General features: G+C 63.6%; 10 protein-coding genes and 1 pseudogene. 3 read left to right on the top strand and 8 right to left on the bottom strand.

The genetic code is table 11. The features are described 5' to 3' along the window. Positions 1-99: 99 nt before the first annotated feature. Both ACZ89F_RS36390 and ACZ89F_RS36385 read right to left on the bottom strand, forming a co-directional pair. Positions 100-739 (bottom strand): annotated as a pseudogene (locus ACZ89F_RS36390) (NrsF family protein). 1 nt (position 740) lies between these two features. Next, complete coding sequence (locus tag ACZ89F_RS36385) at positions 741-1292, bottom strand: sigma-70 family RNA polymerase sigma factor (protein ID WP_109671652.1); 552 nt, start codon at positions 1290-1292, stop codon at positions 741-743. A 260-nt stretch (positions 1293-1552) separates the two neighbouring features. Between ACZ89F_RS36385 and ACZ89F_RS36380 the strand changes: the two genes are divergently transcribed. The 3 genes from ACZ89F_RS36380 to ACZ89F_RS36370 all read left to right on the top strand — a co-directional run bounded on the left by ACZ89F_RS36380 (position 1553) and on the right by ACZ89F_RS36370 (position 5394). After that, positions 1553-2560 carry an iron ABC transporter substrate-binding protein gene (locus tag ACZ89F_RS36380; protein ID WP_476097109.1) on the top strand — a complete coding sequence of 336 codons (1008 nt, stop codon included), beginning with the start codon at positions 1553-1555 and terminating at the stop codon, positions 2558-2560. 174 nt (positions 2561-2734) lie between these two features. Further along, positions 2735-4315, top strand: a complete 1581-nt coding sequence (locus tag ACZ89F_RS36375) for an ABC transporter permease (protein ID WP_476097466.1) — start codon at positions 2735-2737, stop codon at positions 4313-4315. Further along, complete coding sequence (locus tag ACZ89F_RS36370; protein WP_476097107.1) at positions 4312-5394, top strand: ABC transporter ATP-binding protein; 1083 nt, start codon at positions 4312-4314, stop codon at positions 5392-5394. The genes ACZ89F_RS36375 and ACZ89F_RS36370 overlap by 4 nt, the downstream gene beginning before the upstream one ends. A gap of 46 nt (positions 5395-5440) precedes the next feature. Here ACZ89F_RS36370 and ACZ89F_RS36365 read toward each other — a convergent pair whose 3' ends face one another. The 6 genes from ACZ89F_RS36365 to tlpA all read right to left on the bottom strand — a co-directional run bounded on the left by ACZ89F_RS36365 (position 5441) and on the right by tlpA (position 11776). Beyond that, entirely contained in the window at positions 5441-6250 is an 810-nt protein-coding gene (locus ACZ89F_RS36365; protein ID WP_476097105.1) for a phosphodiesterase, read from the bottom strand. 63 nt (positions 6251-6313) lie between these two features. Beyond that, the gene (locus ACZ89F_RS36360) at positions 6314-7414 is read right to left on the bottom strand and encodes a sn-glycerol-3-phosphate import ATP-binding protein UgpC (protein ID WP_476097103.1); all 1101 of its coding nucleotides are present in this window, start codon (positions 7412-7414) and stop codon (positions 6314-6316) included. A gap of 18 nt (positions 7415-7432) precedes the next feature. Then, the gene (locus tag ACZ89F_RS36355) at positions 7433-8347 is read right to left on the bottom strand and encodes an ABC transporter permease subunit (protein ID WP_136619745.1); all 915 of its coding nucleotides are present in this window, start codon (positions 8345-8347) and stop codon (positions 7433-7435) included. Positions 8348-8354: 7 nt separating this feature from the next. Further along, entirely contained in the window at positions 8355-9239 is an 885-nt protein-coding gene (locus tag ACZ89F_RS36350) for a carbohydrate ABC transporter permease (RefSeq protein ID WP_476097101.1), read from the bottom strand. A gap of 106 nt (positions 9240-9345) precedes the next feature. Further along, on the bottom strand, positions 9346-10698 hold the full coding sequence (locus ACZ89F_RS36345) for an extracellular solute-binding protein (RefSeq protein WP_476097100.1): 1353 nt from the start codon (positions 10696-10698) through the stop codon (positions 9346-9348). 388 nt (positions 10699-11086) lie between these two features. Then, on the bottom strand, positions 11087-11776 hold the full coding sequence (gene tlpA / locus ACZ89F_RS36340) for a thiol:disulfide interchange protein TlpA (protein ID WP_476097098.1): 690 nt from the start codon (positions 11774-11776) through the stop codon (positions 11087-11089). Between the last annotated feature and the right edge of the window lie 20 nt (positions 11777-11796).

Genomic DNA, 11796 nt, shown 5'->3' with positions numbered 1-11796 from the left:
AAAGGTTGCGTCCGGCATACCGGCGCCATCGCCAACCGGCAAACAATTGCCGGCATGATTAAGGATCGGTATGCATAGGCTCGCGATCGTGGCGGAACGCTACCAGCGCACGAAAAACCGTCCGCCGAGCGCGCCCAGCAACGCGAGTGCTGCGATGGCTATCGTGTACCAGGTGGCGACGAAAAGCGGCGAATCGTCGAAGCAGTGCGCGGCGTAGAAGGTCGCCGCCAGCCCGCCGGCGAGCAGACCCGCCACAGCACCTGCAAGCACCGGCCGTGTCGGTGCGCCGTAGCGCAGCATCCACAGGAAGATGGCAAGCGGGCCAATGCCGGATCAGCGGGATGAAGGCCATGCAGATCATCATGTTGTTGCCGACCAGCCTTGTGCCCCATAGCGCCTCCGGCACCATGAAAAGCTCCAGAAGCACCGCCACGGCTACCAGCACTGGCGCTGCGGTCATCCAAGCCATCGCCCGGCCTGTCGGAGCCCCGGGTGTCGACAAGGCACGGATCAGGGCAAAGGCGCTGAGGGCAAGCACGATGGTGAAGACGAATTTGGAGAGGAAGCGCATCGTGTGCGCGGCCGCCATGAAGTCCGGGCGCGGGCCGATGGTCAGCAGGAAAACAATGGCCGCGATCACCGCTGCCGCACCGACGGCCATCCACCACGCCGATTGCAGCGGCATCGCCTTGCTGCTTGCATCGGCGTCCAGCGCCTTGATGAGATCGTCCGTCCTCATGTCATTCCCGCCCGAACCGACCCTGCCCGAATCGCTTGGCTATCGCGGCAAGTCCCCGATGCAGCGACACGCGCACCGCCGTCTCGCTGATGCCGAACTTTGCCGCCGTCTCACCGATGGACCGCCCTTCCACCGACACGGCCGAGACCACGGAGCGTTGCGCCGGCGACAGGCCGTCCAATGCCCGGTTGATGTCGCGCTCGCTGACGGTCTCCGTTTCCGGCTCGGCGAATGTCTCGGCGATATCGTCGACGTCGATCTCGATGCGCCGTCCGCGCCGCCGGAATGCGTCGATGAGCTTGAAGCGGGCAATCGCATAGATCCATGGCAACACCGGCGCATCCTGGCGCCAGGTATGCCGTTTCACATGAATGGCCAACAAGGTTTCCTGCACGACATCCTCGGGATCGACCCCGCCTTGCACGATCTTGCGCCGGACAAAACCGCGCACCAGCGCGGCAATCCGGTGCAGAAAGTCGGCATAGGCCTTTTCGTCTCCCGCGATCGCGGCCCGCATCAGCCGGGAAAGCTCGGCCTCATCCTTGCCGCTCACAAGAGTTACTCCCCCGATTTTCGCGTCTCGGCGCTGATTTGTTACGTGGCCGGCGAAATAATGTCCAAGCCAAACTATCGGCAAATCACGAAAGTTTGCGGCACCGCCGAGCCGTGAGCATCACGCGGAATTGTCCGTTCGGCACCGACCTTGGCACTTCAGCGACCGATTGAAGCACATCAACAATGTTGACTACTGCTGTCAGGTATCGATAGGTGCAGCCGTGACAGACGCAAGACCCCGAGATCGAGGACAATGCCATGAAATACGCTCTTTCCACCCTCGTCGGCGCCACAGCGCTGGCAATCAGCCTGATCGGCGGCCCGGCGATGGCGGAAGATGATGGCATCATTGTCTACAACGCCCAGCATGAAAACCTGACCAAGGCGTGGGCCGAAGGCTTCACCAAGGAAACCGGCATCAAGGTCACCGTGCGCAATGGCGGCGACAGCGACTTCTCCAACCAGATCGTCGCCGAGGGCGCCGCTTCGCCGGCCGACGTCTTCTTGACGGAAAACTCGCCGGCCATGGTGCTGGTAGAGACGTCAGGCCTGTTCGCGCCGGTCGACGCCGACACGCTGGCACAGGTTCCCCAGGACTATCAGCCGGCCAGCGGCAAATGGGTCGGCGTCGCCGCGCGCAGCACGGTCTTTGCCTACAACAAGACCAAGCTGACCGCCGACCAGCTGCCCAAGTCCATGCTTGACCTCGCCGATCCGAGCTGGAAGGGCCGTTGGGCCGCCTCCCCGTCGGGCGCCGATTTCCAGGCCATCGTCAGCGCGCTGCTGCAGCTCAAGGGCGAGGCCGCCACGGCGGACTGGCTGAAGGCGATGAAAACCAATTTCACCGCCTACAAGGGCAACAGCACGGTGATGAAGGCGGTCAATGCCGGCGAAATCGAAGGCGGCGTGATCTACCACTATTACTACTTCGGCGATCAGGCCAAGACCGGTGAAAACAGCAAGAATGTCGAGCTGCACTATTTCAAGAACCAGGATCCGGGCGCGTTCGTTTCGATCTCCGGAGGCGGTGTGCTGGCCTCGAGCAAGCATCCGAAGGAAGCCCAGGCCTTCCTGAAATGGGTGACCGGCAAGGGCGGCCAGGACGTGCTGAAGACCGGCGATTCCTTCGAATACGCGGTCGGCAAGGGTGCGGAGTCCAACCCGAAGCTGGTGCCGCTCGCCGATCTGCAGGCACCAAAGGTCGACGCCACGACGCTGAACTCCAAGAAGGTCACCGACCTGATGACGGCAGCCGGCTTGCTTTAGTTGCCATTCCTCCTAAAAGGACAACCGACCACGCTCCCGCGGGAATTCGCCTTCCGCGGGAGTGATTTTGTTTTTCGAGATGGCATTCGTCGATGACGACACGCTGTGTTCCCGACCGCGATCGCGGTCCTTCAATTGCTGCCGCTGGACGGCAACGGCACGGCGTCTGACCTGATGCAGTCTGCGGTCGATCTCGCGCGCTCCGGCCTGCCTTCGGGCACAGGCCGAAGGGCTCGGCGACGCGCGCCGCTTTGGCTGGTCATCGCCGCCATCTTCGTCGCGCTGCTGGCGCTGGTGCCACTTGCCTTCATCATCTGGATCGCGGTGCAGACCGGTTGGGAAACCGTCTCGGCGCTGGTCTTCCGGCCGCGTGTCGGCGAGCTTTTGGTCAACACTGTCCTGCTGGTCGCGCTCTCCGTGCCGATCACCATCGTACTGTCGGTTGCGCTGGCCTGGCTGACCGAGCGCAGCGACCTGCCGGGGGCCCGGCTCTGGGCCTGGCTGTGCGTGGCGCCGCTCGCCATACCGGCTTTCGTGCACAGCTACGCCTGGATCACCATGGTGCCGGGACTGCACGGCCTGTGGGCCGGCGTGCTGGTTTCCGTGATCGCCTATTTCCCGTTCCTCTATCTGCCGGTGTCGGCGGCGTTGCGCCGTCTCGATCCCGCCCTGGAGGACGCCGCCGCCGCACTCGGCCTCGGGCCCTGGCGCGTGTTCTGGCGTGTCGTGCTGCCACAATTGCGGCTCGCCATCTGCGGCGGCTCGCTGCTGGTCGGCCTGCATCTGCTGGCCGAGTACGGCCTCTATGTCTTCATCCGCTTCGACACCTTCACTACGGCAATCGTCGACCAGTTCCAGTCGACCTTCAACGGACCGGCCGCCAACATGCTGGCTGGCGTGCTGGTGAGCTGCTGCTTCGTGCTGCTCGGCCTCGAAGTGCTGGTGCGTGGCGAGGAGCGCTATGCCCGTGTCGGCTCAGGCGCGGCGCGCTATCAGCAGCGCGCAAGCCTCGGGCGCGCCACCATCCCAAGCCTGCTCTTGCTTGTCGTCACCACGCTGCTGGCGCTCGGCGTGCCGTTCGTCACCATCGGCGGCTGGCTTGCCGCCGGCGGTGCCGCTGTCTGGCGCCTCGACGAGATCGGCCTGGCGCTTGGCCAGACGCTGTTCCTGGCGCTCGCCGGCGCATTGCTCGCCACGGTCGCCGCCATGCCGATGGCCTGGATCTCGATCCGCGCGCCGGGGCCATTGCAGCGTCTGCTGGAGGGTTGCAACTACATTGTCGGCTCGTTGCCGGGGGTCGTCATCGCGCTGGCGCTGGTCACCATCACCGTGCGCATCGCGCTGCCGCTCTACCAGACCCTGTTCACCATCCTGGTTGCCTATGCACTGATGTTCCTGCCGCGCGCGCTGGTCAGCCTGCGGGCGTCGATCGCACAGGCGCCGGTCGAACTCGAACGCGCCGCTTCCAGCCTTGGCCGGCCGCCGCTGCAAGCGCTGTGGTCGACGACGATCCGCCTGTCGGCGCCAGGTGCCGCTGCCGGCATGGCGCTGGTGGCGCTCGGCATCATGAACGAACTGACCGCGACCCAGATGCTGGCGCCGAACGGCACCCGCACACTGGCGATGGCGTTCTGGTCCTACAGCGGCGAGATTGATTATGCCTCGGCGGCACCTTACGCCTTCATCATGGTGGCGATGTCGCTTCCCTTGACCTGGCTGCTCTATGTCCAGTCGAAACGGATGGCCGGACGATGAGCTTTCTCGAAATCAGCGGCCTGCACAAGCATTACGGCCCGGTGGCCGCCCTTGCCGGCGTCGACCTGAACGTCGCCAGCGGCAGCCGCACGGCGATTGTCGGTCCGTCCGGCTGCGGTAAGACGACCTTGCTGCGGCTGATCGCCGGCTTCGAGGCCCCGGACCAGGGCCGCATCACGCTGGACGGCGAGATATTGGCCAACGGTGACAGTGCGGTACCAGCGCATCGCCGCGGCATCGGCGTGGTGGCGCAGGATGGTGCGCTGTTCCCGCATCTGAACATTGGCGACAATATCGGTTTCGGCATGGGTCGCGGCGAGGAGAAGCGCACCGAGCGCATCGTCGAGCTCGCCTATATCGTCGGCCTCGACAAGGCGATCCTCAAACGCCGCCCGCACGAACTCTCCGGCGGCCAGCAGCAGCGTGTGGCGCTGGCTCGCGCCATGGCGATGAAGCCCCGGCTGATGCTTCTCGACGAGCCGTTCTCGGCGCTCGATACCGGCCTGCGCGCCTCGATGCGCAAGGCGGTGGCCGAGCTTCTGGAAGCCGCCGGCATCACCACCATCCTGGTGACGCACGACCAGGCCGAAGCGCTGTCCTTCGCCAGCCAGGTCGCGGTGATGCGCGACGGCAGGTTCTCGCAGGTCGGCACGCCGCGCGACCTCTATCTCAAGCCGAAGGACAGGATGATCGCCGAGTTCCTCGGCGACGCCATCATCCTGCCGGCAAAGATATCGGGCGGCTTCGCCAACTCGCCGCTCGGCCGCATCGCCGTCGACACCAATGACAGCCGCGATATTGCCCGCATCATGTTGCGGCCGGAGCAGATCGCCTTGAAGAGAACATCGCGCGAAGGCATGTCGGGCACTCCTGACATGCTGTTCGGCGAGGTGACGGAATCGGAATTCGCCGGCTCGACGTGCACGATCGCCGTGCGGCTACTGAACAGCGCCGATCCGCCCGATGCGGCCGCGATCGGCAACACGCCGCTGGTCCTGCGCAAACCGGGCATGGACGCGCCGGCGGTCGGCGAGATCGTCCGGCTGACCGTATCTGGGAAGGCGCATGTCTTCGCCTGATTGATCGAAGGCGCTGACACACCACGCCTCAACGCGGCGGTGCTGTTCACGCCGTGAGGCGTTCGCCGGTTTCACCCGAATAGATCGGCCATTGTTCGAGAAAATCGCAACCGTGCACGACCACGTGCCCGTTGGCGCTGTCGATGAGGACGACCGCGTAGGAAGGCGGCGCCTGCTCGACGATCTGGCTCGATCTGTCGAGCGCAAGCTCGAACCTGGCATGCAGGCCGCGCTGCGCCGAGAACGGAATGCCAGCGGCCGTCCCGGCAATGTCGCGATGGACGTGACCGAAGAAGATGTGGCGGACATTGCCATGGCGCCGCAGCAGGCCGAGCAACCGTTCGGGCTGCTCAAGGGCCAGCGGATCGAGCTGCGGCAGACCGAGCGCGACCGGCGGATGATGCATGAAGACGTAAGCCGGCTGGCCGGCTGCTTCTTCGAGCCGGGCTTCGAGCCAGGCTAGTCGCCTGTCGCACAATTCGCCTTCGATGCGCCCTTCCGCCAGGCAGTCGAGAAACAGCAGCACCCCGTCGACCGTTTGATGAGCCGACTGCACGAAGCCGTTCTCATCGACCGGAATCTCGGGAAAGGCTGCGACCAGATTGGCCCGCCGGTCGTGATTTCCCGGCAGCAGCCGCCAAGGCACCGACAGCGTGCTCAGGGCTGTCCTTAGATCGGCATAGCTCTCGGGCGCGCCAGTCTCGGTCAGGTCGCCGGTGAAGACGCAAAGTGCGGCATCGGCGTGATGCGCATTGATGTGAGCGATGCATGAAGCCAGCCGCTGATGCAGGTCGGCGCCATAGCGGCGCTCTCCTTGCCGGCCAAGATGCACATCGGTGACCTGGAGAATTTTCATTGCGCGTCTCTTCGATTTGCCGGTGGCGCCTGCCTCGTCATCGACATTGGCTGGCTTCAGAAATCAGAGTGCCGGTTCCGGAACGGAAGCCTTGAAGACGTCGAGACGGCTTCCCGTCTCCGACGAGAAAAAATGCAGATCCTCCGGCGAAATCTTCAGGCCGACCGCACTGCCGGGCTCGGGGTGGACGGCCTCCGACGTCATCACCGAAAACGGCGCACCGTCGAGATCGACATAGATGACGCGGCCCGCGCCCAGTTCCTCGACCAGATCGACGGTCGCATTGAGCGCGCCTGCCGTGCCCGGCGCCACCAGCCGGACGGCTTCCGGCCGGATGCCCATCGCTACTTTCGAGCCGACCGGCAGCCCCGCGCGTGCCATGGTCAGGCGTCGGCTGCCGCCGAGCAGCGAGACCCCGTCGAGTTCGACCGTGCCTTCAAGGATGTTCATGGCCGGCGCGCCGACGAAGGTGGCGACGAAACGGCTGGCCGGACGGCTGTAGATCTGGGCCGGCGTGCCGACCTGCTCGACGCGGCCGCCATTCATCACCACCAGCCGGTCGGCGAGCGTCATCGCCTCGACCTGGTCATGGGTGACGAAGACCGAGGTGGCGTTCAGCCGGCGATGCAGCTTGCGGATTTCCGAACGCATCTGCACGCGCAGCTTGGCGTCGAGGTTGGACAGTGGCTCGTCGAACAGGAACACCTTGGGCTCGCGGATCATCGCCCGGCCCATGGCGACACGCTGCCTTTGGCCACCCGACAGCGCCATCGGCTTGCGGTCGAGCAGATGTTCGAGCTCCAGCGTGCGGGCAACCGCCTGGATGCGCAACTGGCGCTCGGCGGCGGGAACACCTGCCACCTTGAGCGAATAGCCGATGTTCTGCGCCACGCTCATATGCGGATAGAGCGCGTAGTTCTGGAACACCATGGCGCAGCCGCGCTCGCGCGGCTCCAGTTTGTTGACCACGGTGCCGTCGATCGCGATCTCGCCGCCGGATATGTCTTCAAGCCCGGCGATCATCCGAAGCAGCGTGGACTTGCCGCAGCCCGATGGTCCGAGAATGACCACGAATTCGCCCGATGCGATGTCGAGGTCGACGCCGTGCACGACCTGCATCTTGGCGTAGCTCTTCTTGACGTCGCGAATGGTGATGGAGGCCATCTTTCGTCTCCTTTCAGGTCACTTTTCGGTGGCGATCAGGCCGCGCACGAACCAGCGTTGCATGAGCACCACGACAATCAGCGGCGGCAGCATGACGATAAGCGTCCCGGCCATGGCGATGTTCCATTCCGGGATACCGCCGACATTGGGGATGAGCTGCTTGAGTTCGGTGACCGCGGTGGCATGCGACTGGTCGGTGGTGATGAGCAGCGGCCACAGATACTGGTTCCACGCCCACAGGAACATGATGGTCCCAAGCGCGGCCATGTTGTTGCGCGACAGCGGCAGCAGGATATCGATGAAGAAACGCAGGGCGCCGGCGCCATCCATGCGCGCGGCCTCGGTCAGTTCATCCGGAACGGTGAGGAAGAACTGCCTGTAGAGGAAGGTGCCGGTGGCGGTCGCGATCAGCGGCAGGATCAGCCCGGAATAGGAATTGAGCAGCCCGAGGCTGAGCGAAACCTGGACGCCCGAGACTTTCTCGATCAGCCAGCTCAGACCGGTCACGTCGAGGATGGCCTGATAGGGCGACAGCACATTGGCGACGACCGCGTAGGTCGGCACGATGCGCACCTCTAGCGGCAGCATCAGCGTCACGAAGATCAGCCAGAAGATGAAGGTGCGGCCGGGGTAGCGGAAATAGACGATCGAGAAGGCGGTGAGCGCCGAGATGATCACTTTGCCCGCCGCGACACCGGCGGCCATGATGAAACTGTTCAGAAGCTTGGGGCCGAGGTCTGCCGTCGTCCATGCCGTCTTGATGTTGAGCCAGAAGTCGCTGCCCGGCAGCAGCGACATCGGCACATCGTTGACATCCCTGAGATTGTGCGACGCGGCGATGGCGACGACCGCGAACGGCGCGATGCAAAGCACGAAACCGACGAACAGGATCACATGCGTGAAGAAATTGAGGAACGGGGTGCGCTCTACCATGTCGGCCTCACCTGTAGTGCACGCGCCGCTCGATGAAGCGGAACTGGAAGATGGTCAGCACGACGATGAGCACCATCAGGATGATGCTCTGTGCGGCGGCGCCCGAATAGTCGAGGCCTTTGAAGCCATCGGAATAGATCTTGTAGACCATCAGATTGGTGGCGTTCGCCGGTCCGCCCGAAGTCATGATGTCAACGATGCCGAAGGAATCCTGGAAGCTCTCGGTGATGTTGATGACCAGCAGGAAGAATATCGTCGGCGTGATCAGCGGGAACTGGATATCCCAGAAGCGTCTGACGACGCCGGAACCGTCCATCGCCGCCGCCTCGATCAGCGAACGCGGGATGGCCTGGAAAGCGGCGAGGAAGAAGATGAAGTTATAGCCGACATATTTCCAGGAAAAGGCGATGATGATCGAGGCCATGGCGTCAGTGCCGTCAAGGCCAGGATCCCAGAAGCCGGGCCAGACCTGGTTGACGACGGCCATGAAGCCGGCTTCCGGCGCCAGGATGAAGCGGAACGCCATGGCCAGCGCCGGCGCCGCGATGCCGTAGGGCCAGATCAGCACCACGCGGTAGAAGCGCGACCCGGTAAGTTGCCGATCGGTCAAGGCGGCCAGCACGAGGCCGACGAACATCGCAAGCCCAGTGCTGATGCCGGCAAAGACAAGACTGGCGGTGATCGAGTTCCAGTAGTCGGCGTTGGACAGGATCGAGCGGAAATTGTCGAGCCCGACCCAGATGTTGCCGCCGCCCCAGGGCTGCTGCAGCGTCAGCGACCAGTACACGGCCTGGCCGGCGGGCCAGTAGAAGAACGTGAAGATCAGGAGGAGCTGCGGTACCGCGAAAAGGATGCCGATCGTCCAGCTGCTGAAAGTGACGCGTTTTTCCATCGATCCGCCGATACCGTTGAACCGCCAGTCCGCTTTCTCAGCGGAAGACTAGATGTGAAATGGCCGCCCGTCGATTCTCGACGGACGGCCGTTCCACTATCCGGGATTAGGGCAGGGTCTTGCCCGGATAGGTCTGCTGGAAGCGGTCGAGGATGGCATCGCCATTCTTGACCAGCGTATCGAGGCCTTCCTGGACGCTGACCTTGTTGGCGAAGATCGCCTGCATCTGGGTGCCGAACTCGGCACGGATCTGGGTGAAATTGCCAAGGCGAACACCGCGGGTGATCTCGGTCGGCTCGGACGCCGTCAGGCTGGCGATCGCAACTTCACGGCCCTTGTAGGGCGCCTTGTCATAGAAACCCTGGGCCTTCAGGTAGTCGAAGCCCGACTTGGTCACCGGGATGTAGCCGGTGTTGGTCGACCAGAACAATGCGGTCTTGGGGTCGTGGATGAAGTTGAGGAACGCGGCAGCGCCCTTGTACTCCGCATCCGACTTGCCGGAGAGCACCCACAGCGAAGCGCCGCCGACGAGCGAATTCTTACGCTCGGTGCCGGCATAGACCGGCAGTTCGGCGACATCCCAGTTCATGCCTTCCTTCTGCGTCTTGCCGACAGTGCCGTGATCGCCGACCGAGGTCAGGATCACCTGGCAGGTGCCGGAAGCGAAGGCCTGGACCATGTCCTGGCCGAGGTCCTTCGACTTGATCTTGATCAGGCCGGCATCATACCACTTCTTGAGATCGGTGACGTACTGGACGAACTTGGTCTTGTTGACTTCCAGACGCGCGTCGAGGCCGTCATAGCCGTTGTTCTTGGTGGCGATCGGCTGGTTGTGGAGAGCCGAGAACTGCTCCATCAGCTGCCAGCTTTCATTGGCCGAGATGTTGATCGCCATCGGGCATTCATAGCCGGCGTCTTTCAGTGCCTTCAGGTCGGCCGCGACATCTTCCCAGGTCTTTGGCGCTTCGGTCTTGCCGATCTTGGCGAAGGCGTCCTTGTTCCAGTACATCAGCGGGGTCGACGAGTTGAACGGGAAGGACAGCATCTCGCCCTTCGAGGTCGCATAGTAGCGCGCGATGCCGGGGAAATAGTCGGCGTAATCGATCTTGTAGCCGTTTTCTTCCATCAGCTTGTCGGCCGGCTTGTAGGCGCCCGACAGCATCATGGTGGCGGTGCCGACATCATAGACCTGGACGACGGCGGGCTGCTTGCCGGCGCGGAAGGCGGCGATCGTGTTCTGCAGCGTGGCGTCGTAATTGCCCTGGCTGGTGCAGACGACTTCATAGTCGGTCTGCGAGGCGTTGAAGTTCTTGCACAGCGTGTCGACGACGCGGGCCAAGTCGCCCGAAAGGCCGAACCAGAAATCGAATTTTACCGGCTCTGCGACGGCAGGCATGGCAAGGGCTGCGCTGAGCGCGCCAGCGGCAAGGGCTGTGAGGCCCCGCTTGATGATGGTCATGGTTTCTTCCCTCTTGGGTGGCGGTTGACAAGGGTCTTGCGCAAATCCTTGCCCGCTCTCTTAGAGAAGGTATGTGACAGTTCTGCTGTGGCCTCTCAGGCCTGTGGACAGCCCGTCTCTCCTCCCCTCCGGCGGTTGCGCCGGCATGAAAATGTCATGCCGGCGCTCTAGGTAGCTAGGGCGGCAGCCGAGGACGTAAAGACCCTGAAGAACAGCCATGATTACCCGGCTAAAGGAGGGATGAAATGCCAGTGTGGTCGCACCCACTGTCAGCAACAAAACCGCCAGCCTGCGCGACAGGGGCGTTCTGGCCTTCGCGCCCGCGCTCGGTTTGAACAGAGCTTGCCCGCCCGAAAGGGCGAGGCGGTTTTGGGGCAACGACGTGCTATTAGAGGCTGTCGGGCTTGAGCGCCGTCTCGACCAGACGCCTGGCATCCGGCCCCGACCATTCGGCCGGGCCGTTCATATGGGCGATCAGGCAGCCTTCGCCGTCGATCAGCATGGTGACGGGAAGACCGAGCGCCAGGCCGCGCGTCTTGAGGTCGTTGAACAGCGCCATCGTCGAATCCCTGAAATAGCCGAGCGTCGCGACGCCGGTATCGCTGAGGAACTTCTTCGGCTTCACATCATCGCCGGCATCGACATTGACGGCGACCACCTGAAAGGCGTCGCTGCCCTTTTCCTTCTGCAGTGCATCGAGCGAAGGCATTTCGGCGCGGCATGGCGCGCACCATGTCGCCCACAGATTGAGCAGCACCGTCTTGCCGGCATGATCGGCAAGCGTCATCGGCCTGCCGTCCGGGCCATTGAAGGCGAGGCTCTTCAAGGATTGCGGTGGATCGGCCGGCAAAAGCGCGGCGACCTCACCCGTGGCCGAGGCCGCGACCTTGTTGGCACGGTCGCTCTTGGCGGCGCAGGCGACGTCGTCCTTGCTCTCGCCGACGGCAGCTTGTGCCGGTGCATTGTTGCCAGACCGGCTCTCGCTGACATATACCGCGACCGCGCCGGCCAGCGCGCCCGCCACCAAGGCGGCGAGGATCAGGCGCGGGGCCGGGAAGAATCTATTACCGTCTGCCATTTTCTCAAAACTGCTCCGAA

The sequence above is a fragment of the Mesorhizobium sp. USDA 3734 genome, assembly GCF_056279665.1.
The sequence above is the reverse complement of the archived record's forward strand: the minus strand, read 5'-3'. Positions and strand labels throughout refer to the sequence as shown.